Genomic DNA, 25469 nt, shown 5'->3' on the forward strand with positions numbered 1-25469 from the left:
GAAATCAATATTCAGCTGAAAAAGGGAGAAATCCTCACCCTCATCGGTCCTAACGGTGCCGGAAAATCCACTATTCTTAAAAGCATCACCAGACAGCTTGCCACGATCAGCGGTACTGTTTATCTGGATAAAGAAAAAATGGCAAAGATGACCAATAAAGAGGTCTCTCAGAAACTGGCAGTCGTGCTCACAGAGCGTATGCGTCCGGAACTGATGACCTGCGAAGACATTGTAGCCACAGGGCGTTATCCTTATACAGGAACTTTGGGAATACTCTCCGCAGAGGATAAGACAAAGGTAAAGAAATCAATGGAAACCGTCCATGCATGGGATTTAAAAGACAGGGATTTTACAGCCATCAGTGATGGTCAGAGACAACGAATCCTTCTTGCCCGGGCTATCTGTCAGGAGCCGGAGATCATTGTACTGGATGAGCCGACTTCTTTTCTGGATATCCGTCATAAGCTGGAACTTCTTACTATTTTGAAACAGATGGTGCTGGATCATCAGCTTACAGTGATCATGTCGCTGCATGAGTTGGATCTTGCACAGAAAATATCTGATAAAGTTATCTGTGTACATGGAGAATATATAGAAAAATATGGTGCTCCGGAAGAAATCTTTACTTCTGAGTATATTCGGAAGTTGTATGGAATTACCAGAGGAAGCTATAATGCTGCTTTTGGATGTGTGGAGATGGATCCGCCCAGAGGTGAACCTCAGGTGTTTGTAATTGGCGGTAATGGAAGCGGAATTCCGTATTATCGCAAAACTGCAGAGACAGGGAATTCCATTTGCGGCAGGAGTGCTTCACACGAATGATGTAGACTGTCAGGTAGCCGGTGCACTTGCAGACCAGGTGATTACAGAGAAACCTTTCGAAAGTATTTCACAGGAATCTTATGATAAGGCTGTGGAATTGATGAAAAAATGTCAGAAAGTTATCTGCCCTCTGAAAGACTTCGGAACAGTGAATGCCGCAAACAGGGAACTGCTTCGCCTTGCGCGGGAGCTGGGAATACTGGCAGAGCTATAGGTTACTGTTCACTCCGTTCCCAGCAACACGCTTCGCGATGCACAGAATTTATGCTAATCGCATAAATTCGCGCAGTATGTCTCGGGTTTTCTGTGACCTTCGCTCACAAAAAACACCTCGCGGGATATTACCAGTGAACAGTAGCAGCTATAGTACATCGTTTTCTGAAATAATGTTATTATTTCATGCATATGTATGCTATAATGGATACCATCAATCATCCAAAGGAGAGAAATATGGATAAGTTATACATTGTTATCCCGGCATACAATGAGCAGGATAACATTGAACAGGTCATTAATGACTGGTATCCTGTTATAGAGAAGCATAACGGAAACGGTCAGTCACGTCTGATTGTCATTGATGACGGGAGCAAAGATTCTACATATGAAAAACTGAAACAGTGTACAAAGACACGCCCTCTGCTGATTCCGATAACAAAACCAAACGGCGGTCATGGTGCAACTGTGCTTTATGGCTATAAGTATGCACTCAAAAATGGTGCAGATTACATTTTCCAGACAGATTCAGACGGCCAGACACTGCCGGAAGAATTTGAACCGTTCTGGAAACGAAGACAGAAATATGATATGGTCATCGGCTGGAGAAAAGACAGACAGGATGGAATATCACGTGTTTTTGTAACAAAAACTCTGAAACTGGTTATCCGTATCTGTTTTGGAGTAAATCTGACAGATGCCAACACTCCGTACCGTTTGATGAAAGCAGAGACGATGGCCAGGTACATACATCTGATTCCGAAGGACTTTAATCTTTCCAATGTACTTCTGGCTGTTATTTATAAGAAGAAGGGATGCAGCATCAAATTTCTTCCTGTCACATTCAGACCTCGTCAGGGCGGGGTGAATTCCATTAACATGAAGAAAATCTGTAAGATCGGAAAACAGGCGGTAATAGATTTTGTGAAATTGAACAGGATTATCCGCCGAACATAAAAAATGATGAAAAAAAACTGTTGTTCCTACAGTGATCGTGAGGAACAGCAGTTTTTTGTTGTTATATTTTCAGATAAATGTCGAATCATATCATAAGATGTCGGACGAAATAAATTGACATTTTCTTTAAACAAAATTACAATTATAGTTGTAATAAGACAGAAAACGGTATGTACCGATCTGCACACATCGGGTGCATAACACACATAACACAACAAATCAACATATAACAAAACAACACAGACAACACAGACAACACAGACAACACAGGTAACAAGGTTACCACAAATGTAAAAATAATAATCAGGGAGAAAAGAATAAGATGAACAAAATGAATGAATTGTGCGAAATGGAATTAACAGGTCGTTACGAGGAGAAACTTTCTGCTCTGAAAGCGGAAATCAGTGCAGCAGATGAGTATATCAGGCAGGATGACGAGTGACCTGACGGAATTTGAGAACCGATATGAGCGTTTCGATATCCCGTATCGTGTAAAAAGATTTCTGGATGACTATATTGCGTGTATGCAGACAAAATATGAACGTCTTGCAGACCTGTGCTATCTGGCGGGAGAACAAGGATTATAAAAAAAATCTCTGTTTTATCTGTCGAAATAAAGTATTGTAGTAATATACTATATTTACGACAGATAAGGAGAAAATGCGTTATGTACAGAAAGAAAAATTTTATAAGTCTGGGAATGAGCCTGGTTCTGGCAGCTGGAATTACGGTAACACCTGTAACAGCAGCAGATTTCACAGATGGTACAGTTCCTGAATTTAATTCAGATGATGCAACAGAATTTGATGTACAACAGGAAACTGCGGATAATGCGGAGTTTGCATCAGATACAGAGGATAGCATTTCGGACAAAGCAGGTTCAAATGAAGCAGATTCAGACGAAGAAGTCTTTGCAGAGGCTGTCATTCCGAGACGAAAACGGTGCTGTGGATAACAGACAGCTTCTGGAGAAATATCTGAATGACATTCTGTACGGACAGGATCCGGACACACAGCCAGCAGCTTCTCTGGGTGAGGATGTACTGAATGGACAGCAGCAGACCTTATATGAGGAACTTAAGAGTAAAATCAGCGCAGTGGCATCGAAAGGTGGTTCTACCAGGTTTAAAGTCAGTTCAGATCTGGGACTGACCTGGCAGACAACAGCAAGCGGTAATGCGCTCAAAAGAGAAGTAGCCGCACACCTTAATGAACTGGATATTTCAAAGATTATCGATTGCCTGGCTGTAGATTGTCCATATGAATTGTACTGGTACGAAAAGACTGCGGCTACTACCTGGCAGTATGGTTACAGCACAAAGGCAACAGGAAACAAAACAACTGTAAAAATTGAAAATCTTTCCATATCTATGCCGGTGATCAGCAGTTATGCTTCCGGTAAATATAAAGTAAATGCAGGGATTGTACAGCTTGCAAAAAGTGCAGCAGAAAATGCCAGAATGATCGTAAAAGAATTTCAGGGTTATACAGAGACAGAAAAGCTGTACGGATATAAAGAAATGATCTGCTACCTGACTTCCTACAATGATGATGTGACGGAGGATGATGAATACGGAGATCCATGGCAGTTAATCTATGTTTTTGACGGAGATGACAGTACTAATGTGGTCTGTGAAGGTTATTCCAAGGCATTTCAGTATCTGTGCGATCTCAGTGACATTACCTGCTATACAGTGACCGGTATGATGAATGGCGGTACAGGTGAAGGTCCTCATATGTGGAATATTGTGGCAAATAACGGTAAATATTATATGGCAGATATCACAAACAGCGATGAAGGAACAGTTGGAGAAGACGGAGGTCTGTTTCTGGATACTCCGATTTCAGGAAGTATTTCCCGGGGCTATACATATGCGACAGACAGTGCGAATATATATTTTGCATATGACAAAGAAGCAAAGAGCTTATATGGAACCGGAAAAAATTCCATTCTTTATATGACGAAGGAAACGTATTCTGCTGATGATCTGACTGCAAAACCGGCAAAAACTTCAATTACAGGTATATCAAACAGGACTGCCGGAAAACTTGTGATTACATGGAAAAAGGCAAAGAGTGCAGACGGATATGAGATCTATCGTCGGGCAGGAACCACTAATCCATACGTAAGAGCAGCGGTAATTAAATCCGGTTCAACTACAAAATACACAAATGCAAAACTGAAAAAAGGACATACATATTATTACAGAATCCGTTCATACAGATGTGATGAGAATGGAAGAGAGATATGCAGTGGCTGGTCAACGGTTGAGAAGCAGGAGGTAAAATGAAATCGGTAATCAGAAAAAGACACAAAGGATAACGTGGATAAAACAATGATGAAAGTACTTTCGTAAAAACAGAGTACGCAGTTTCAGGGGATTTTCTTGCCATATGTGGAACATCATGATACAATGAGACACGATATGACAGAGAGAGCCCCTGAAATTTTATTATGTTATAAGAAATTACTCCATAATGCTCTTATAATATAATAAAGCAGTATTTTTATAATGCTGTAAATATCTGGAAAATATGGGAGGAATAAATATAAATGTGTGGAATTGTTGGATTTACAGGTAATCATCAGGCAGCACCTATATTATTATATGGTCTGTCCAGACTTGAATACAGAGGTTATGATTCAGCGGGACTTGCAGTTCGCGACGGCGAAGGTGATACAGAGGTTATTAAAGCGAAAGGCAGACTGAAAGTTCTTGCAGATAAAACTAATAATGGAGAATCTGTACCTGGAACATGTGGTATCGGACATACCCGTTGGGCGACACATGGAGAACCATCTGAGACAAATGCGCATCCCCATATGAGTGATGACGGTAACGTAGTAGCAGTTCATAATGGAATTATTGAGAATTATCAGGAACTGAAAGACAAACTGATTCGCAATGGCTATGAGTTTTATTCATCTACAGACACTGAAGTAGCAGTTAAACTGGTAGATTATTATTATAAGAAATATCTCGGAACACCGGTAGATGCCATTAACCATGCAATGGTCCGTATCCGCGGTTCCTATGCTCTTGCGATCATGTTTAAAGACTACCCGGGAGAGATTTATGTGGCAAGAAAAGACAGCCCGATGATCCTTGGGGTGGAGAACGGTGAATCTTACATTGCATCCGATGTTCCTGCAATTTTAAAATACACCAGAAATGTATATTATATTGGAAATCTGGAGATGGCTCGTATCAGAAAAGGGAGATCACGTCTTACAATCTGGATGGTGATGAGATCCAGAAAGAGCCGAAAACAATTGAATGGGATGCAGAAGCGGCGGAGAAAGCGGGATTTGAACATTTCATGATAAAAGAAATTCATGAACAGCCGAAAGCAGTTCGGGATACTTTGAATTCTGTACTCAAAGATGATCGTATTGATCTCTCAGAAGTAGGTCTTACAGATGAGGAGATCAAAAAGATCAGCCAGATTTATATTGTAGCCTGTGGCTCTGCTTACCATGTGGGAATGGCAGCCCAGTATGTGATTGAAGATCTGACAAGGATTCCGGTACGTGTGGAACTGGCATCGGAATTCCGATACAGAAATCCGATTTTAGATCCGGAAGGTCTTGTGGTCATTGTCAGCCAGTCAGGGGAAACAGCAGACAGCCTTGCGGCACTTCGTGAGGCGAAACAGAGAGGTATCCGTACACTGGGAATTGTCAATGTGGTAGGTTCTTCCATTGCCAGAGAAGCGGATAATGTTTTTTACACTCTGGCGGGACCGGAAATTTCTGTAGCAACTACCAAGGCATACAGTACTCAGCTGATTGCCTCCTATGCACTGGCAGTGCAGTTTGGAAAAGTCAGAGAACAGATTACAGAAGAAAAATATCAGGAGCTGATCGCAGAGCTGAAAACACTTCCGGATAAGATTGCCAAGATCATTGAAGATGACAAAGAGCGTATCCAGTGGTTTGCGGCTAAGCAGGCAAATGCCAGGGATGCTTTCTTTATCGGGCGTGGTATTGACTATGCCATCAGTATGGAAGGCAGCCTGAAGATGAAAGAAGTCAGTTATGTACACACAGAAGCTTATGCGGCCGGAGAACTGAAACATGGCACAATCTCTCTGATTGAGGACGGAACTCTTGTGATCGGTATTCTCACGCAGAATCATCTCTATGAGAAAACAGTCTCCAATATGGTAGAATGTAAGAGCCGCGGTGCATACCTGATGGGACTCACCACATATGGACATTATAATATAGAAGATACTGCAGATTTCACAGTTTATATTCCGAAAACAGATCCACACTTTGCAACTTCACTGGCAGTTATTCCTTTGCAGCTGCTTGGCTATTATGTCAGCGTAGCCAAAGGCCTGGATGTAGATAAGCCGAGAAATCTGGCTAAGAGTGTAACTGTGGAATAGTGCCGGTTCACCAGTAACGAAAACAATATAATATGTAGCGTAATGCCACAGACTGTAAAGGATTAATACGGTCTGTGGCATTTTTTTTCAAAATCCCAGAATCTCATGAAAATAGATCTGATTTTGAATAACAGAAGGATGTTCCGGTTTCAGTGTTCTGGCTTTCCGGTGAAATTCAAAAGCTTCTTTGTGCATTCCAGATTTGTCCAGACATACACATAATTGCAGAAATGGTATGAAATTATGGCAGTCCGGAATATAGAATCCTCCGTTTTGGTTGTTGTCCGGTGCAAGAAGTGCCTGATGATACCAGTGAGCTGCCATGGAAAAGTTCTGTTTCATAAAAAATATTTTCCCAATCTCACAGCATATTTCGGCTCTTGGAATATCTGACATGAAACTGTGAAACAGTATCTCAAGAGCATGCTGGTCATTGCCTGATGCCTGATAACAATAGGAGAGAACCAGACAACTGCCCAGTCTGTTTTCAATCCAGCCGTCTGGCTCTTTCAGAAATTTTTTCAAAACACAAAATGGCATACTCGTATTGCTTATGGTAAAAAAGTTCCCGGCCATAATAAAATAAGTCTCTGGGTTCCAGAGTCTCTCCTTCTTCGATCATCTGTTGATAGATGTGCAGATTTCGAAAGGAAGAGCGGGGTTTTTGTTTTGCGATGTTGAATCTGTATGGGAGAATAAAGGATGTTCCCGGTGGGAATGATGGATTCATGAACTCTTCCACGCGATCTGAAATTTCGGGAAGTTTTTAAGATGCGTTCTCTGTAACAGGAGAATGCAGCATGATTCCATTCATCGAAATCTGTGACATAATCCATCATAACCATATCTGTGTTCGGACTCAGTGTTTCTTTTAATTGTTTTAGTCTGTACAGATTTTCCTGAGTGATCATGTCGTCTGCATCCAGCCACATCCAGTAATCAGTACTGACTTTTTCCGAAATAAAATTCCGGGCAGCAGAAAAATCATTTTTCCATGGAAAATCATAAACTTCTGCTGTAAATTCTCTGATAATTTCTTTGGTCCTGTCTGTAGAACCGGTATCACAGATAAGAATTTTGTCTACAATTTCTTTCATGGGTTTCAGGATACGCGGCAATACTTTTTCTTCATTTTTTACAATCATACAAAGGCTGAGAGAAATCATGGAAGACAATTTAAAGCACCTTTTGAGAAAATCAGGAGGAGCATTTGCCCCTCCTGAGGTTTAAGTTGCAAGAAGTCCGGCTGCGCGGAGATTTGCGAGAAGCTGATTAAACTGGGTTACAATATCTGTCTGACCTGTGGCATCTGCTACGGCCGCTGCCGGAGCTACAGTACCGGCAGGTCCGGTAGCACCAGTGGCACCAGTAGGTCCGGCAGCACCAGTAGGTCCGATAGGCCCGGCAGGGCCAGTAGGTCCGATAGCTCCGGAAGGTCCGGCAGCGCCAGTGGCTCCGGTAGCTCCGACAGGTCCGGTAGCGCCAGTGGCTCCAACAGGTCCGACAGGACCTGGGTAGCCTTGAAGTCCGGGTTCACCCTGGGGGCCCTGAGGTCCCATTGGACCAACGGGACCGGGACAGCCTCTGGGTCCGGTAGGACCAGGACAACCGCGCGGCCCCTGAGGTCCCTGACAGTCACAGCTGCAGCGATTGTTATTGTTACAACAGGATGTACCGGATAATTCAGGATCATCTGAGGTATGATGACTAAACAGCATAGAAAAGTATCACCTCTGGAAAAATCTTATATCGTCAGACTAGACAGTCCGCCTGGCAGACTGTAATTTTACAGGACATTCCGGCAGTTGTTGTGGAATCTGACAATAATAGATTGCAGTTCTCGATATTAGTATATGTTTCATATGTGAGTTTGTGACTTACTATTGTATAACTGTCAACTACCCATTACCTAAAGGCAATGGGCTTGTAACTGCCCAGTCGTAGTAACGGTTTACGCCTTCGACCTTTTATCCCAAATAGGTATTGCTACCTAAAGTGGCGCTACATCATAGGGTGGTTGACAGCATCCTTTACAGACAAGATATACTCATTTGTAACTGTATCAGGTACTAAACTTCCCATGCTATACAGCAAACATTCTTTTACGGGTAAGATTTTACGCAATACGCGAGTTTTTTACTTTATAGGAAAGAAATATAAAAACTGCTGTGGAAAATAATTATATTTTCCTGACAGGATAATTATCAAAAATGAAAAGAGTCTGATGCATAAAACATATAGGTTTATGCGTTGGATTCTTTTTTGTCTCTTGCCCAATAAGTTCCGGTATGCTATGATAAACAAAAGCATATTTTCTAATTATCTAAATCTATGTAATTGCCTGGTATTTTCGACAGTTACAGCCAAATCTCAATTCATATACAGATCATGAATCTGTTCTTTCAGAAAAGTCATGCTTTAATTTTCACTATTTATTTCTAGCAGGAGTTTTCTAAAAGACAGGAACTCCTGAACATATTTATTAAGGAGGTTATAAGATGCTGTATAAGAAGACAGAAAAGCTATCAATAATAAAGAGGGAGGGTGAGATAATGGGTATGTTTGTAAATCCGAATGCTGCAGCATTTCAGTGTGCAGTCAATTCAGAAGTATATATAGACAAAACGGGATTATTGGAATATACAAATAAAGTATTGGGCACAAATGCCAGGTTTATATGTAACAGTCGTCCGCGCAGATTCGGGAAATCTGTTACTGTAGATATGCTGACTGCATATTACAGTAAAGGATGCGACACTGAAAAAATGTTTTCAGGACTGGAAATCAGCAAATGTCCGGATTTTTACGAACATTTAAATAAATATGATGTCATTCATTTTGATGTACAATGGTGCTGTATATCAGCAGGTTCCAGTGAGAATTTAATTTCATATATCACGAATATCGTTGTTTCCGAATTAAGAGAGACTTATCCTGAAGTCAATCTGGTGGAAAACAGCACTATATATGGAGCAATGGCACGCATTAATACTGTATTAGGAAAACAGTTTATTGTAATCATTGATGAATGGGATGTTCTGATTCGTGATGAAGCCCATAATCAGGCAGCACAGGAAATGTATATTGACTTTCTCAGAAACATGTTTAAAGGAATTGAGGCATCAAAATATATCGCACTTGCATATCTGACCGGAATTTTACCGATAAAGAAATTAAAAACCCAGTCTGCCTTAAATAATTTCACCCAGTTTACAATGCTTAATGCCGGCCCATTGACACCATATATCGGTTTTAATGAAGATGAAGTAATCGATTTGTGTGAAAAATATGAGATAGATTTTGCAGAAGTGAGGCGGTGGTACGATGGTTACCGTCTTGGAGATTACCATGTATATAATCCAAATGCGTTAGTAAATCTGACAATTATGCGGACATTCCAGAGCTACTGGTCACAGACAGGAACCTATCTGTCAATCCTGCCACTGATCAACATGGATTTTGATGGTCTGCGGACATCCATCATAGAAATGCTGTCCGGTTCCTCTGTAGAAGTAAATGTCAATGAATTTCAGAATGATATGGTCAGCTTCGCAGACAAAGATGATGTATTGACTCTGCTGATCCACCTGGGTTACCTTGCCTACGACCAGAGAACCCAGAGAGCTTACATTCCTAATGAAGAAATCCGTCAGGAATTTCGTGCCGCAACCAAACGAAATAAATGGAATGAACTGCATCGAATTCCAGCAGGAATCTGAGAAACTACTGGAAGCCACCTGGGAAATGGATGCAGAAACAGTTGCTGAACAGATAGAGAAAATCCATGCAGAATACACATCAGTGATTCAGTACAATAACGAGAATTCCCTGAGCAGCGTACTCAGCATTGCCTACTTAAGTGCAATAAAATACTATTTTAAGCCAATCCGGGAACTCTCGACAGGAAGAGGCTTCGCAGATTTTGTCTTCATCCCCAAACCACTGTACAGAGACTATTATCCTGCATTACTCGTCGAACTGAAATGGAACAAAGACGCAGAAACTGTTCTGAATCAGATAAAAGAACGAAAATATCCAGAGTCATTACAGCAGTATACAGGAGATATTTTGCTGGTGGGGATCAACTACGATAAAAAAGAAAAAGTACATCAGTGTGTAATCGAAAAATGGTTTCCACTGTGTATATAGAACGTAACTTCAAAAGAATCATATAAGTTATGAGAAAAGACATTCTACCCCAGTGGATGGAATGTCTTTTTTATATAATTTTTAGCTTGCATCTATGTAAAATTGATATCAGAAAATTCCCTCTTTTTATGTTGACATTACTAAAAGCAAGACTATAATGAAAACCGAAAAAAGAATCTGACTCGATTGGAAAGGGGAAGTTAATTATGAGTACAGTTTTGCCAAGAGAAGAAGCAGTAGAAACAATTTTTTCTAAAATTTTGGCTTCGCCGGAAGCATCCGGACGATTAAGCGGAGTTTTTTATGACCATATAGATGACGACCATCGTCTGACAGATAATGACAGAGATCATTTCCTGCAGGTATTGTTTCATGCGTACCAGAACGGTGATATCAGTGCACTGCTGTTGGAATTATGCGGCAGAAGTATGTTTGACCTGTTAAGGGAGGCTTATCTGATCCCGAAGAAATTCCACGGAAAAGCAGGAGAGAACCCGGTGCTCCTTACAGATGCAGCCGGAGAACTTCTTCCCGGGGAAAAGGTTTCAGCCAGAGAATATGCAAAATTCAAGGAAACATATGAACATCATGAATGTGCCCCCAGATCTGCACTGTATCTTGCAGATGGTTATGATCTTGTCCGTACCTATACAGAAGGTCTGAACATTACAGAAGAAAAAGATAACCGTAAACGTGGTGTCCTGGCTCTTTATGCACTTCCCGACACCTGTAAACTGGGTCTGACAGAAGCACAGGCATATGCCGTTGTATGGGATGCTTTCCAGAAGATTCAGGAAGAAGCCCCAAGAGCCATGGTATACTACGGACAGGAAACAGGTCTGAAGAAAGAGAATCCGGATAAACCCTATGATGAAATTGGAATTCTTCTTCCTATCCATGAATTTGAGAAAAAAATGCTGCAGCATTTAGACGAGATTGACGGAATCGTACTGGCATGCAGAGAGAAAATGATGGAGAAAGCAGGAAATGACAGTCTGCAGCTTTAACAAATCAAGCAAGTAGCAAAGCGGATGATTTTATCCGATTGACAATATAGAATGAGGAAGTGAGAAAAATGCCGCAGGAAGTGATTAAAAAGAACCATATGGATGTTGCCTGGCATGAGTATACAGATGAAAATGGGGAAAATGTACCAGTTGTAGATTCCAGCATCGCAGAGAAAGCATCCGTTATCGGACGTGTGGGGATTATGTTGTCTCTCATGCGGTACCGGAGCATGGAGAGTGAGAAGTTCCATGAATACACTGGCAGAAGCACTTGGCATTACGTGTACGGCGGATATTGGTCTGATGTCCATTGAATATACATGTTATGACGGAGAAAATGGTTTTACCCAGTCGTTGTGCCTGACTAATACAGGCGTAAATACTTTGAAGTTAAATCGTCTGGAACACTTTATCCGAAACTTTGAAAAAGAAGGAAAACATATGTCAGGAGAACAGCTGCATACATTTCTTGACAATATTGAAAAAACACATGGTCTATATTCCCCGCCTGCACTGGGACTTGCTGCAGCGATCGCATGCTGCGGATTTACATTCCTTCTTGGGGGCGGTCCGATCGAGATGTTCTGTGCATTTGTCGGGGCAGGAATTGGAAATTATCTCCGCTGCAAACTGACCAAACACCATTTTACATTGTTCTTATGTATTGTGTCTTCTGTATCTCTGGCATGTTTTGCATATGCAGGTCTGCTCAAACTTGGAGAAATATTATTTGGTATTTCTGTTCAGCACGAAGCGGGATATATCTGTGCAATGCTCTTTATCATACCGGGATTTCCGTTTATTACCAGTGGTATTGACCTTGCAAAACTGGATATGCGTTCAGGAATAGAACGTCTGACTTATGCTTTGATCGTTATTCTGGTAGCTACTATGTCAGCATGGATCATGGCACTGATCCTGCATTTGAAACCTGTAGATTTTATAAAATTTTCACTGTCAACAGAGCAGTGGATCTTATTCAGGCTTCTTGCAAGTTTCTGCGGAGTGTTTGGATTCTCTATCATGTTTAACAGCCCGGTTCGTCTGGCAGTCGCAGCAGCCGGGATAGGAGCAGCTGCCAATACTCTGAGACTGGAACTGGTAGACCTTGCAAATATTCCTCCTGCTGCAGCCGCATTTATTGGTGCACTTACTGCGGGACTTCTGGCGTCCCTGCTGAAGAATAAAGTCGGATATCCAAGGATATCTGTAACAGTTCCCTCAATCGTTATCATGGTTCCGGGATTATATTTATACAGAGGATTTTATAATCTTGGTATTATGTCATTATCAGTAGCTGCATCCTGGTTTGCGTCTGCGATCCTTATCATTGCAGCGTTGCCATTAGGGCTAATCTTTGCACGTATTCTGACAGATAAAGCTTTCAGATACTGTACTTAACCGAATCAAAAATCAGGGAAATCCCCAACCACTGTTTAAATTGCAAAAAGCAATAAGCAGTGGTTGGGGATTTGTTCGTGCAAGTATCTACTCCAATAGGAAAATGTGAAAATTATATCAAACTAACAAACAATTTTATGCTTCCAAACAAATATTTAAACGAAAAAATTGTTCAGATTTCTGTACAAAAGCTCTTGTCAATTTTTTGACAATGTGTTATCATTAAGACGTCAATTTTGTTAGGAGAAAAGGAGTATTAAGATTATGAGCAGTAAAATTACTATCATTGGAGCCGGCAGCGTCGGATCTACCATCGCGTACACTTTATCAAGCCAGGATATCGCATCTGAAATTGTTCTGATCGATATCAACAAAAAGAAAGCAGAAGGTGAAGTTCTGGATATTATCCAGGGAACCTGCTTCAGAGATCCTATCTCTATCATTGCCGGAGACTACGAAGATGCTAGGGATTCTGACATCGTTATCATCACATCCGGTATTGCCCGTAAACCAGGACAGACAAGACTTGAACTTACACAGACAAATGTAAATATCCTCAAATCTATCACACCGGAGATCGTAAAGGCAGCTCCAAATGCCCTTTATCTGATCGTAAGCAATCCGGTTGATATCATGACTTATGTATTTACAAAGATTTCCGGACTTCCAGAAAACCAGATCCTTGGTTCCGGTACAATTCTTGACTCTGCACGTCTGCGCTGCGGATTATCCGAACATTTCCAGATTGCACAGAGTAATATCCATGCCTATGTATTCGGTGAGCATGGAGATACATCCTTTATTCCGTGGTCTGGTGCCTATATTTCAGGTGTAAGTGTGGATGAATATTACGACCTTGAGAAGAAACTCGGTAAGGATATTGAACCGATTGATAAAGAAGCAATGCTTCAGTATGTACAGAAATCTGGCGGTGAGATCATTTCCAAGAAAGGTGCAACTTTCTATGCAGTATCCTCTTCTGTATGCAAACTTTGCAGCCTTCTTGTATCTTCTTCAGAGTCTATCTCTACAGTATCTACTATGATGCATGGAGAGTACGGAATCGATGATGTATGCCTGAGTACATTAACTCTGGTAGGACCAAATGGTGTACAGGGCAAAGTTCCAATGAGAATGACAAAAGCTGAGATCGAACAGCTTAAGAAGAGTGCAGATGCACTGAAAGAAATTATTGCTCAGATTGACCTTAATTAATAATATATCAGACAAAACATTCAGAAGTACAGGTACAGCCTGTTCTTCTGAATCCATATTACTGTTTACTCCTTTTTAATTATTAGCCAAAATTCTGTACTGTAAGCGGAAACAGACGAATTTTGGCTTACATATATCAAAAGCAAAAAAATATATAAATAATATTTTTATTAATTTTTTGAAAGATACTATGATTGTGAGTAAATAGAAAAGCGGAAGATTTTATCTGCCTGAAAAAGATTAATTTAGATCAGAAGAATTGAGCAATGATGCGTGATAAAAAAATTATCAAAAACCTCTTGTTAAAATGTTGTCAATATGATATAATATTTTTCGGAAATCGAGCTGATACACTCCTTTAATTGCGGAGGAAGGGTGTGCGAACTCTTTTATTTTCTATGTCTCAACAAAGATATAAAAAGTAATTGTATTAGACTTGATTTATATTTTTGTCCATATATTGTTAAAAAAAAGACAAGGACTAGCGACTGTTATTTACGGGCGCTATATATCGGGGCAAATTGCTTTTGGACCCTGATATCATTATTTGAGCAACATGAATTTATCTGAACAACTAAGAAAGGATAATGTTAAGTATGAAGTACAGTTATTATCCGGGTTGTACCCTGAGAAACAAGGCGAAAGATCTGGACGAATATGCCAGAGCCAGCGCCAGAGCACTTGGGTTTGAACTGGAAGAGATCGAAGACTGGCAGTGCTGCGGAGGTGTTTATCCTCTGGGAACTGACGAAATTGCTACGAAGCTTTCTTCTGTACGTGCTCTTAATCAGGCCAAAGAAAAGGGCCAGGATCTGGTAACAATCTGCTCTGCCTGTCATCACGTGATCAAACGTGTCAATGATGATATGAAAAATGTGGAGGATATCCGCACCAGAGCAAATAATTACATGCAGCTTGATGAGCCTTATGAAGGCGAGACAACAGTGCTCCATTATCTGGAAGTACTTCGCGACAAAGTCGGTTTCGACAAGCTGAAAGAGAAGGTAGTAAACCCGCTTACAGGAAAGAAAATCGGAGCCTATTACGGATGTCTCTTATTACGTCCGGGCAAGATCATGGCATTCGATGATCCGGAGAATCCAACTATCATGGAAGATTTCATCCGTGCACTTGGTGCAGAACCGGTGATCTATCCATACAGAAATGAATGCTGCGGCGGTTACATTTCTCTCAAAGAAAAAGAAATGTCCCAGAACATGTGTCAGAAAATAGAAGACAGTGCCCAAGGCTTTGGCGCAGATATGCTGATCACAGCCTGTCCATTGTGTAAATATAATTTAAATAAAAACGCTTCCAGCGAACTGCCTGTATATTATTTCACAGAGCTCCTTGCAGAAGCCCTCGGAGTAAAAGAGGAGGTAGCGAAATGAGAAACGAACATTCAGCAGCAGAAAAGATCAAAGAGATCTCCGGAACCAATCCGCTGAAATGTATGAAATGTGGAAAATGTTCTGCTACCTGCCCATCTTTCAATGAAATGGATATCAAGCCACATCAGTTTGTATCCTATGTTGTAAATGAAGATATCGAAGCACTTGTCAATTCAAAGTCTCTCTGGAAATGCCTTTCCTGCTTCGCCTGTGTAGAGCGTTGTCCAAGAGATGTAAAACCGGGAAAGATCATCGATGCAGCAAGACAGTTAGTTGTCCGTGAAAAAGGCGGCGATTATCTGAAAGCAGATGAGATACCACAGCTTCTTGATCCGGAACTGCCACAGCAGCTTCTGGTAAGTGCATTCAGAAGATACAGGAGGTAAGCCAGCGTGCAGAGAATTGGTGTATTTGTCTGTCATTGCGGAAGTAATATCGCCGCTACGGTAGATGTAAAAAAAGTTGTTGAATTAGCTGCCAAAGAGCCGGGTGTCGTTCATGCAGAAGACTACCAGTACATGTGCTCAGAAGCAGGCCAGGCTAAGATTCAGGAAGCCATCAAAGAGAAGAAACTGACAGGCGTCGTTGTCTGTTCATGCTCTCCACGTATGCATGAGGCAACATTCAGAAAAGCAGCCGAAAGAGCTGGTCTGAACCCATACATGGTGGAAATCGCAAATATCCGTGAGCATTGTTCCTGGATTCACAAGGATATGGAAGAGGCTACAAAGAAAGCTGTGATCCTTGCCAGAGCAGCAATCGCAAAAGTGAATTTAAATGCTCCTCTTCAGCCGGGAGAGAGCCGTGTTACAAAGAGAGCCCTGATCATCGGCGGCGGTATTGCCGGAATCCAGACAGCCCTGGATATCGCAGATGCAGGATATGAAGTAGATATCGTAGAGAAGACTCCAAGTATCGGTGGAAGAATGTCACAGCTTGATAAAACATTCCCGACACTTGACTGTTCTGCATGTATCCTCACACCTAAGATGGTAGAGGCAGCAGCACATGAGAAGATCAATATCTATACATACAGTGAAGTAGAACATGTCAGCGGTTTCGTAGGTGATTTCACCGTTGATATCAGAAAGAAAGCAAGAAGTGTAAATATGGACAAATGTACAGGCTGCGGTGTCTGCCAGGAAAAATGTCCGTCCAAGAAGATTCCGAACGAATTTAACAGAGGATTAAATAACAGAACTGCTATTTACACTCCATTTGCACAGGCAATCCCGAATGTTCCGGTTATCGACCGTGAGAACTGTCTGAAATTTAAAACAGGAAAATGTGGTGTCTGCTCCAAAGTATGTCAGGCAGGAGCCATTGATTACGATCAGCAGGATGAGATCGTAACACAGAAATACGGTGCAATCGTAGTTGCTACAGGTTTTGATACCATCAAACTTGACAAATATGATGAATATGCGTACAGCCAGAGTAAAGATGTTATCACATCCCTGGAACTGGAACGTATCATGAACGCAGCAGGTCCTACAAAAGGACACTTAGAGCGTCTTTCCGATGGAAAAGCTCCGAAGGAACTGGTATTCATCCAGTGTGTTGGAAGCCGTTGCTCCGACGACAGAGGAAAACCATATTGCTCCAAGATCTGTTGTATGTACACAGCAAAACATGCAATGCTGATCCGTGATAAATATCCGGATACAAATGTAACCGTATTCTATATTGATGTCCGTACTCCAGGTAAAAACTTCGATGAGTTCTACAGAAGAGCCGTAGAACAGTACGGCGTAAACTACATCAAAGGCCAGGTAGGAAAAGTTATTCCACAGCCGGACGGAAGCCTTCTTGTACAGGGATCTGACCTGATCGACAACAAACAAATCCTTAAGAAAGCAGATATGGTCGTTCTTGCAACAGCCATTGAACCGAACCCGGATGTTCGTAAGATCGCTACTATGCTTACAGCAAGTATTGATACAAACAACTTCCTCACAGAAGCCCATGCAAAACTCCGTCCTGTAGAATCTCCTACAGCAGGTATCTTCCTTTCCGGTGTATGCCAGGGACCGAAAGATATTCCAGAGACAGTTGCACAGGCTGGCGCAGCAGCAGTTAAGGCAATCGGCCTTCTTGCCAAAGATAAACTGACAACCAACCCATGTACAGCAAAATCCGATGAACTGTTATGTAACGGATGTTCTACATGTGCAAATGTCTGCCCGTATGGAGCAATTTCCTATGAGGATAAACAGGTAAATGACCACGGTATCCGTGAAACAAGAAGAGTAGCCGTTGTAAATACAGCACTTTGCCAGGGATGTGGCGCTTGTACAGTAGCCTGCCCGTCTGGTGCTATGGATCTGCAGGGCTTTTCCAACAGACAGATTATCGCGGAGGTAGATGCAATATGTCGATAGAAACAAACGAAGAATTCAGACCTAAGATTGTAGCATTCTGCTGTAACTGGTGTAGTTACGCAGGTGCAGACCTTGCAGGAAGCAGCCGTCTTTCTTACCCGGCTGACGTAAAGATCATCCGTGTTCCATGTTCCTGCCGTGTCAATCCAATGTTCATCCTCCGTGCTTTTGAGAAAGGTGCTGACGGTGTGATCATGTGTGGATGTCATCCTGGAGACTGTCATTACAGCACAGGTAACTACTATGCAAGAAGACGTATGACACTTCTTTTCTCCATGCTCGACTACATCGGTGTGGAAAACGGAAGAACACGAGTAGAATGGGTTTCCGCTGCTGAAGGTGTGAAATTCTCCCAGACAATGAATGAGTTTGTAGAGAAGATCCATTCACTCGGTAAGAACGTAAGATTGGAGGATTTAAGATGCAGGAGCTGATAAATCGTGCAAAAGAACTGCTTGCTGACGGTACAGTTGCAAGAGTTCTGGGATGGAAAGCCGGAGATCTGCCTTACAATCCGGAACCGGCTTACTTTGAAACAGAAGAATCTCTGAAAGATTTTGTATATAACGGATTCTGCGGTGCAAACTTAAGCAAATATATGATCGAAGCTTCCAAACTGGAAGGCAAGACACTGGTATGTTTAAAACCATGTGATACATACAGCTTTAATCAGCTGATCAAAGAGCATCGTGTAGACCGTGAGAAAGCTTATATCATTGGTGTTGGATGTAAAGGAAAACTGGATATCGAGAGAATCCGCAAACAGGGAATCAAAGGTATCGAAAGCATTTCCGGTGCAGAGATCACAGATGAGGCAGAAACACTGACTATTCAGACAATCTATGGTGAGAAGACCTGTGCATACAAAGATGCAATGCTTGAAAGATGTCACGTATGTAAAGGAAAAGAACATAAGATTTATGATGAACTTATCGGTGAGTCCAAAGACACAAAAGATGCAGATCGTTTTGCAGAAGTAGAGAAGATCGAAGCAATGAGCCCGGAAGAAAAATTTGCATTCTTCCAGAGCCAGTTAAGCAAATGTATCCGCTGCAATGCCTGCCGTAATGTCTGTCCTGCATGCAGCTGCCGTAAATGTGTATTCGACAGCAATAAATTTGACAGTGCGCAGAAAGCAAACGTGGACTCTTTCGAAGAGAAGATGTTCCATATCATCCGTGCATTCCATGTGGCAGGAAGATGTACAGACTGCGGCGAATGCAGCAGAGTATGTCCTCAGGGAATTCCGCTTCACCTGTTCAATCGTAAATTTATCAAAGATATTGATACATTCTATGGTGAATATCAGGCAGGAGAGGATTCAACATCCAAGGGACCTCTTACAAACTTTACATTTGAAGATGTTGAGCCGAGTATCGTGGCAGAAAGGGGATAATGTATGTATAAGATAGCAGCAGAGAATCTGCAGGCATTATTCCAGAAGATTGCCGCAGATCAGGATTTATATTTACCGGTCAAAGTCAGTGATCAGGTAAACTTCAAAGCATGGAGCGAAGATGCAGAAGTTTGTCTTGATACTTTAAAAACTGTAAAATCACCAAAAGATGCTTTTTTTCCACAGAGTGAAAACCTCTACACCTGTAAGAAAGAGGAGAAGAATATCTCCATTGAGCCACAGGCATTACAGGAAAAGAACTTTGTTGTGTTCGGAATGAAAGCCTGCGATATCCAGGGTGTAAAAGTACTGGATAACGTATTCTTAAGTGATCCGATCGATACTTTCTATGCAGCCAGAAGAGATCATGGTACGATTGTAGCACTTGCATGCCATGAGCCGGAAGAAAGCTGTTTCTGTAAAGCATTCGGTATTGACTGCGCAGACCCTGTTGCAGATGTTGCAACATGGATGATCGAGGGAGAGCTTTACTGGAAACCTCTTACAGAGAAAGGGGAAGCCCTTACAAAAGCAGTTGCAGAACTTCTCAACGATGCTGACGAAGCAAAAGTAGAAGAAGAGAAAGCTGCGATCCGCGCAATCGTAGAGAAGCTTCCGTACTCTAATCTTTCTCTGGAAGGATGGGGACAGGAAGATTACATGGATCGTTTCAATTCCCTGTATGGGAAGAACTTTATAAACCATGTCTGGCATGTGGTACCTGTACATTTGTATGCCCTACCTGCCAGTGCTATGATATCAAAGATTATGACACAGGACACGGCGTACAGCGTTACCGCTGCTGGGATTCCTGTATGTACTCTGACTTTACAATGATGGCACACGGAAATAACCGTAACAGCCAGATGCAGCGTTTCCGTCAGAGATTCATGCATAAACTTGTTTACTATCCGGTAAACAACAATGGAATGTTCTCATGTGTAGGATGCGGCCGCTGCGTTGAGAAATGCCCATCATCCTTAAATATCGTAAAAGTCATCAAAGCTTTTGAAAATCAGGGAGGTGAAAAATAATGAGCGAATGTACCTGCCATAAAAACTACACATTAGACACACTGATCCCGAAGGTTGGTGTGATCACAGATATCCGTCAGGAGACACCGGATGTTAAAACATTCCGTGTAAACGCTCCTGAAGGAGGAAAACTTTTTGAACATATGCCTGGCCAGTGTGCAATGGTCTGCGCACCAGGTGTAAGTGAAGGTATGTTTTCCATTACTTCTTCACCTACAAATAAAGAATATCAGGAATTCAGTATCAAGAAGTGCGGTGCACTGACCGATTATCTCCACAGCCTTCAGGTTGGAGATGAGATCACAGTCCGTGGACCATACGGAAATCATTTCCCTGTAGAAGATAAATTAAAAGGTAAAAACCTTCTGTTTATCGCAGGTGGTATCGGACTTGCACCTCTTCGTTCTGTTATCAACTATGTACTGGATAACCGTGCAGATTACGGAACAGTAGATATCCTCTATGGTTCCCGTTCCGCAGATGACCTGGTACAGTTAAAAGAAATCCAGGAAGTCTGGATGAAAGCAGAGGGAGTTAATGTTTATCTGACAATCGACCGTGAACAGGAAGGCTGGGACGGAACACGTTGGATTCGTTCCTTCTTATCTGAAAGAGATTGGATTCGATACAAACAAAACAGCACTTGTCTGCGGACCGCCGATCATGATCAAGTTCGTTCTTGCAGGACTGGAAGAACTGGGCTTCTCCAGAGAACAGGTTTACACAACTCTGGAGCTTCGTATGAAATGCGGTATCGGTAAATGCGGCCGTTGCAATATCGGTTCCAAATACGTCTGCAAAGACGGTCCGGTATTCAGATGCGACGAGATTGATGAATTACCTGCAGAATATTGATAAGCAATGAGCAGTGCAGAAAGTGATGTGAAGGAATGCGTCATGCTTGCATATAAGCATTCTTTCACAGAACATTCTGTAGGGCGAACGCCCTCAAGCGAGAAGTAGCGTAGCGGATTCGAGCTTGTATGTGCTGCTGACGACAGATGATATATATAGAAAGGACTGGTAATCTCAAATGGAAAAGAATATGGTAAACGTATATTTTTTCGGTAAGAAATACAGCGTACCTGCAGAACTTACAATTATGACTGCCATGGAATATGCCGGTTATACATTAAAGAGAGGATGCGGCTGCAGACACGGATTCTGCGGAGCCTGCGCAACAATCTACAGAATCAAAGGTGAAAACGAGCTGAAAACATGTCTTGCCTGTCAGACACAGGTACAGGAAGGAATGTATGTAGCAAGCATCCCGTTCTTCCCTACAGATAAGAGACTCTACAACATCGAAGACCTGAAACCGAATCAGCAGGTAATGATGGAACTCTATCCGGAAATCTACAGCTGTATCGGATGTAATGCCTGTACAAAAGCATGTACTCAGGACTTAAATGTAATGCAGTACATCGCATATGCACAGAGAGGCGAACTTGAAAAATGTGCAGAGGAATCCTTCGACTGCGTAAGCTGCGGATGCTGTTCCGTAAGATGTCCGGCCGGTATTTCCCATCCGATGGTAGGTCTTCTTGCAAGACGTCTCACAGGTAAATATATCGCGCCTAAGAGCGAACATCTGGAGAAACGTGTAGAAGAAATCCACGAAGGTAAATATGATGATCTGATCGAGCAGATCATGCAGAAACCAATCACAGACATGCAGGAACTTTACAACAACAGAGAAATTGAGAAATAGGGAGGGCGTAAAACATGTATGCACCATATCCAGAAAATATGATGGAATCCATCAAAAAGGTAGAGGCTACAAGAGCACAGCGTATGGCAACAGAGCCAAGACGTCTGACAGCTGAAGAGAAAGACGCTCTTCTTGAGAAATTTCATCCGGATTATAATCCAGACGCGTTTGCAGAAATCAAAGTAGGACCGAACAAAGGACAGAAAGCTCCTCTGGAACTGGCAGAGATGCTCCATTCAACAAGCCGTCTGATCAACGAAAAAATTGACCTTACAAAAATTGATTATGACGTAGATGTACTTGTGATCGGCGGTGGCGGTGCAGGTTCTTCCTGTGCCATTGAAGCACACAATGCAGGTGCAGACGTTATGATCGTTACAAAGCTTCGTATCGGTGATGCCAACACAATGATGGCAGAGGGCGGTATCCAGGCTGCAGACAAAGAGAATGATTCTCCAGTACAGCATTATCTGGACTGCTTCGGCGGCGGACATTTTGCAGCAAAGCCGGAACTGGTAAAGAGACTGGTAATGGAAGCTCCGGATGCCATCAAATGGCTCAATGACCTTGGTGTTGAATTTGATAAAGCAGAAGACGGAACCATGGTTACCACACACGGCGGCGGTACTTCCAGAAAGAGAATGCATGCTGCAAAGGATTATTCCGGATCTGAGATCATGCGTACCATCAGAGATGAAGTTCTGAATCTTAAGATTCCGGTAGTTGAATTTACTTCAGCTGTTGAACTTCTGAAAGATGAAAAAGGACAGGTTGCAGGTGCAGTTCTTCTTAACATGGAAACAGGAGATTATTCTGTTGCAAGAGCCAAAACTGTTGTAATTGCAACAGGTGGTGCAGGAAGAATGCATTATCAGGGATTCCCGACATCCAACCACTACGGTGCAACTGCAGACGGACTTGTACTTGGATATAGAGCTGGTGCTTCCCTTCTTTATCAGGATTCTATCCAGTACCATCCAACAGGAGCAATCTATCCATCACAGATCATGGGTGCTCTGGTAACTGAGAAAGTTCGTTCCGTTGGTGCACAGCTTGTAAATGCAAACGGAGAAGCTTATATTCATCCGCTTGAAACCCGTGACGTAAATGCTTCCGGTGTTATCCGTGAATGCGAAGAAGGACGCGGCGTAGAAGTTCCAGGCGGACTGAAAGGTGTATGGCTTGACACTCCGATGATCGAGATCCTCGGTGGCGAAGGAACCATCGAAAAGAGAATCCCGGCTATGTTCCGTATGTACATGAACTACGGCATTGATATGAGAAAAGTTCCTATCGTTATTTATCCGACACTTCACTACCAGAACGGTGGTCTTGAGATTAACGGAGACGGATTCACAAAAGAAATTCCAAACCTGTTAGTTGCAGGAGAAGCCGCAGGTGGAATCCACGGAAGAAACAGACTGATGGGTAACTCTCTTCTGGATGTAATCGTATTTGGAAGAAATGCCGGTAAAAAAGCAGCTGCAAAATGCAAGAATGTAGAGCTTGGTGAAATGAACCTGGATCATATCTACAAATATGCAGATGAACTGGACAAAGCAGATTTACATACTGACAAAGTATCTCCATTACTGCTTCCAAAATATGCCCGTCACGAGCAGCGCTGATAAAAGGTCAGACAATCAGAATATAAAAGTTACTGTAACCAGTATACGATAAAAATGTTCCGGTATCGGTGCCGGGAAATTGCCGTTACCGGAAACCTTTGATATAATGAAAAAGGGAATATGTCATTTCTTAATGGCATATCCAGAAATAGAGAAGGGAGCTTACCAGAATGCGTGAAGTAGAAGTAAGCAGACTTACAGATGTCATCGAAAAACTCTGTATCGAAGCAAATGAACATCTTCCGGAAGACGTAAAATGTGCGATCAAAACATGCCGCGCATGCGAAGACGGAGAGATTGCCAAGGGTATCCTTGACAATATTATTGAGAATTTTGATATTGCAGATAATGAGAATGTGCCGATCTGCCAGGATACAGGAATGGCATGTGTATTCCTTGAAATCGGACAGGATGTACATTTTGTTGGGGGAAATCTGAACGATGCCATCAATGAAGGTGTACGTCGTGGATATGATAAGGGATATTTAAGAAAATCTGTAGTAAAGGATCCGGTTCGCCGTGGAAACACAGGCGACAATACACCGGCTATGATCTACACAGAAATCGTTCCCGGAGATCAGGTAAAGATCACAGTAGGCCCCAAAGGCTTCGGAAGTGAGAACATGAGCCAGATCCGTATGTTCAAACCATCTGCAGGATTACAGGGAATCAAGGATTTCATCCTTGAAGTAGTAGAGACCGCAGGCCCCAACCCATGTCCGCCAATGGTAGTCGGAGTTGGTATCGGAGGAACCTTTGACAAATGTGCACTTCTTGCAAAGAAAGCACTGATGAGACCTCTGGATACTCAGAACCCGGATCCGTTCTATGCTGATCTTGAGAAAGAAATGCTGGAAAAAGTAAACAAGCTTGGAATCGGACCTCAGGGATTTGGCGGAAAGACAACAGCCATCGGCCTGAATATTGAAACAATGCCGACTCATATTGCAGGTATGCCATGTGCAGTTAATATCAACTGCCATGTAACCCGCCATAAATCGGAGGTGATCTGAGATGGAAAGAAAGAAAATTACACTTCCACTTACTAGAGAGCTGGCAAGAACTCTCCATGCAGGTGATCAGGTATTATTAACAGGTACTATTTATACATCCCGTGATGCAGGACACAAGAGAATGTGTGAGGCCCTTGCAAAAGGGGAAAAAATTCCATTTGATCCTGACAGATGCAACCATCTACTATGTAGGACCAACTCCTGCAAAACCAGGCGCAGTCATCGGCTCTGCAGGTCCTACAACCAGCGGACGTATGGATGCCTATGCACCCACAATGATGTCTGTGGGAGCAAGAGGAATGATCGGTAAAGGTGCCCGCCTTCCGGAAGTAGTAGACGCCATGAAGAAATATGATGGTGTATACTTCGGAGCTATCGGCGGTGCAGGTGCGCTTCTTGCAAAATGCATCAAAAAGGCCGAACTGATCGCCTATGAAGATCTGGGAGCAGAAGCACTTCGTAAATTGTATGTAGAGGATATGCCTCTTGTAGTCATCATTGACTCAGAAGGCAATAATCTGTATGAGATGGGAAAAGCAGAATATCTCAAAGAACACGGAGATAAGTAATTCTGCAGATACATAAAAAAATAACTTCCATATGCTGTAGACATACAGTATATGGAAGTTGCTTTATATAGCCAAAATTATATATATATTGTATCCAATATATAAAAATCATATATACAATAATATGAATTATATCTTTTACATTTGACCTATAAACGTATAACATGATAATCAGGGTCAAAAAGGG

Annotated in this window: 21 protein-coding genes and 5 pseudogenes; 23 read left to right on the forward strand and 3 right to left on the reverse strand. The window is 42.1% G+C overall.

Annotated elements, in window-relative coordinates; genetic code table 11:
• The 6 genes and pseudogenes from AC075L_RS10215 to glmS form a co-directional block, all read left to right on the forward strand.
• Nucleotides 1-1036: pseudogene (locus AC075L_RS10215) on the forward strand (ABC transporter ATP-binding protein); the annotation flags it as partial.
• A 236-nt stretch (nt 1037-1272) separates the two neighbouring features.
• Complete coding sequence (locus AC075L_RS10220; protein ID WP_008703000.1) at nt 1273-1992, forward strand: glycosyltransferase family 2 protein; 720 nt, start codon at nt 1273-1275, stop codon at nt 1990-1992.
• Nucleotides 1993-2423: 431 nt separating this feature from the next.
• Nucleotides 2424-2579, forward strand: a complete 156-nt coding sequence (locus AC075L_RS10225) for a hypothetical protein (protein WP_476387609.1) — start codon at nt 2424-2426, stop codon at nt 2577-2579.
• Between the two features lie 80 nt (nt 2580-2659).
• Nucleotides 2660-2947, forward strand: coding sequence for a hypothetical protein (locus AC075L_RS10230; protein ID WP_476387610.1), 288 nt, complete (start codon nt 2660-2662; stop codon nt 2945-2947).
• Nucleotides 2877-4283 (forward strand): hypothetical protein, encoded by a 1407-nt coding sequence (locus AC075L_RS10235; RefSeq protein ID WP_476387611.1) that lies wholly within the window; start codon nt 2877-2879, stop codon nt 4281-4283. The genes AC075L_RS10230 and AC075L_RS10235 overlap by 71 nt, the downstream gene beginning before the upstream one ends.
• Before the next feature lie 263 nt (nt 4284-4546).
• Nucleotides 4547-6387 (forward strand): annotated as a pseudogene (glmS, locus tag AC075L_RS10240) (glutamine--fructose-6-phosphate transaminase (isomerizing)).
• Nucleotides 6388-6474: 87 nt separating this feature from the next.
• Here the strand turns inward: glmS and AC075L_RS10245 are convergent.
• From AC075L_RS10245 to AC075L_RS10255, 3 genes are all read right to left on the reverse strand, one after another.
• Entirely contained in the window at nt 6475-6729 is a 255-nt protein-coding gene (locus AC075L_RS10245; RefSeq protein ID WP_476387612.1) for a tetratricopeptide repeat protein, read from the reverse strand.
• A gap of 209 nt (nt 6730-6938) precedes the next feature.
• Nucleotides 6939-7532 (reverse strand): glycosyltransferase, encoded by a 594-nt coding sequence (locus tag AC075L_RS10250; RefSeq protein ID WP_476387613.1) that lies wholly within the window; start codon nt 7530-7532, stop codon nt 6939-6941.
• A gap of 81 nt (nt 7533-7613) precedes the next feature.
• A complete protein-coding gene (locus tag AC075L_RS10255) occupies nt 7614-8105 on the reverse strand; it encodes a collagen-like domain-containing protein (RefSeq protein WP_195284565.1) in 492 nt (163 codons plus the stop codon).
• A gap of 834 nt (nt 8106-8939) precedes the next feature.
• Here AC075L_RS10255 and AC075L_RS10260 point away from each other — a divergent pair.
• The 17 genes and pseudogenes from AC075L_RS10260 to AC075L_RS10340 all read left to right on the forward strand — a co-directional run bounded on the left by AC075L_RS10260 (nt 8940) and on the right by AC075L_RS10340 (nt 25282).
• Nucleotides 8940-10536: pseudogene (locus AC075L_RS10260) on the forward strand (AAA family ATPase).
• A 206-nt stretch (nt 10537-10742) separates the two neighbouring features.
• On the forward strand, nt 10743-11543 hold the full coding sequence (locus tag AC075L_RS10265) for a DUF4866 domain-containing protein (RefSeq protein WP_008703013.1): 801 nt from the start codon (nt 10743-10745) through the stop codon (nt 11541-11543).
• A 68-nt stretch (nt 11544-11611) separates the two neighbouring features.
• Nucleotides 11612-12944: pseudogene (locus AC075L_RS10270) on the forward strand (threonine/serine exporter family protein).
• Between the two features lie 264 nt (nt 12945-13208).
• The gene (locus AC075L_RS10275) at nt 13209-14159 is read left to right on the forward strand and encodes an L-lactate dehydrogenase (RefSeq protein WP_008703016.1); all 951 of its coding nucleotides are present in this window, start codon (nt 13209-13211) and stop codon (nt 14157-14159) included.
• A 596-nt stretch (nt 14160-14755) separates the two neighbouring features.
• On the forward strand, nt 14756-15550 hold the full coding sequence (locus AC075L_RS10280; protein ID WP_026649558.1) for a CoB--CoM heterodisulfide reductase iron-sulfur subunit B family protein: 795 nt from the start codon (nt 14756-14758) through the stop codon (nt 15548-15550).
• Entirely contained in the window at nt 15547-15936 is a 390-nt protein-coding gene (locus AC075L_RS10285) for a 4Fe-4S dicluster domain-containing protein (RefSeq protein WP_173682905.1), read from the forward strand. Before AC075L_RS10280 ends, AC075L_RS10285 begins: the two co-directional genes overlap by 4 nt.
• Nucleotides 15937-15942: 6 nt before the next feature.
• Nucleotides 15943-17931 (forward strand): CoB--CoM heterodisulfide reductase iron-sulfur subunit A family protein, encoded by a 1989-nt coding sequence (locus AC075L_RS10290; RefSeq protein WP_008703023.1) that lies wholly within the window; start codon nt 15943-15945, stop codon nt 17929-17931.
• On the forward strand, nt 17922-18365 hold the full coding sequence (locus tag AC075L_RS10295) for a hydrogenase iron-sulfur subunit (protein WP_008703025.1): 444 nt from the start codon (nt 17922-17924) through the stop codon (nt 18363-18365). Before AC075L_RS10290 ends, AC075L_RS10295 begins: the two co-directional genes overlap by 10 nt.
• Complete coding sequence (locus AC075L_RS10300) at nt 18353-19327, forward strand: 4Fe-4S dicluster domain-containing protein (protein WP_022380682.1); 975 nt, start codon at nt 18353-18355, stop codon at nt 19325-19327. The genes AC075L_RS10295 and AC075L_RS10300 overlap by 13 nt, the downstream gene beginning before the upstream one ends.
• A 3-nt stretch (nt 19328-19330) precedes the next feature.
• A complete protein-coding gene (locus tag AC075L_RS10305; protein ID WP_476387614.1) occupies nt 19331-20164 on the forward strand; it encodes a hypothetical protein in 834 nt (277 codons plus the stop codon).
• Nucleotides 20086-20361, forward strand: a complete 276-nt coding sequence (locus AC075L_RS10310; RefSeq protein WP_476387617.1) for a 4Fe-4S dicluster domain-containing protein — start codon at nt 20086-20088, stop codon at nt 20359-20361. The genes AC075L_RS10305 and AC075L_RS10310 overlap by 79 nt, the downstream gene beginning before the upstream one ends.
• Nucleotides 20361-21122, forward strand: a complete 762-nt coding sequence (locus AC075L_RS10315; protein ID WP_476387615.1) for an FAD-binding oxidoreductase — start codon at nt 20361-20363, stop codon at nt 21120-21122. Before AC075L_RS10310 ends, AC075L_RS10315 begins: the two co-directional genes overlap by 1 nt.
• The gene (locus AC075L_RS10320) at nt 21103-21216 is read left to right on the forward strand and encodes an iron-sulfur cluster-binding protein (protein WP_476387616.1); all 114 of its coding nucleotides are present in this window, start codon (nt 21103-21105) and stop codon (nt 21214-21216) included. The genes AC075L_RS10315 and AC075L_RS10320 overlap by 20 nt, the downstream gene beginning before the upstream one ends.
• A gap of 178 nt (nt 21217-21394) precedes the next feature.
• Nucleotides 21395-22072, forward strand: a complete 678-nt coding sequence (locus AC075L_RS10325) for a 2Fe-2S iron-sulfur cluster-binding protein (protein ID WP_008703029.1) — start codon at nt 21395-21397, stop codon at nt 22070-22072.
• A 14-nt stretch (nt 22073-22086) separates the two neighbouring features.
• Nucleotides 22087-23700 carry an FAD-dependent oxidoreductase gene (locus AC075L_RS10330; RefSeq protein WP_025576996.1) on the forward strand — a complete coding sequence of 538 codons (1614 nt, stop codon included), beginning with the start codon at nt 22087-22089 and terminating at the stop codon, nt 23698-23700.
• Between the two features lie 170 nt (nt 23701-23870).
• Nucleotides 23871-24713, forward strand: a complete 843-nt coding sequence (locus AC075L_RS10335) for a fumarate hydratase (RefSeq protein ID WP_118521580.1) — start codon at nt 23871-23873, stop codon at nt 24711-24713.
• 1 nt (nt 24714) lies between these two features.
• A pseudogene (locus tag AC075L_RS10340) lies at nt 24715-25282 on the forward strand (Fe-S-containing hydro-lyase).
• Nucleotides 25283-25469: the final 187 nt, after the last annotated feature.

Source organism: Blautia sp. ZXY-1-B12 (assembly GCF_056339915.1).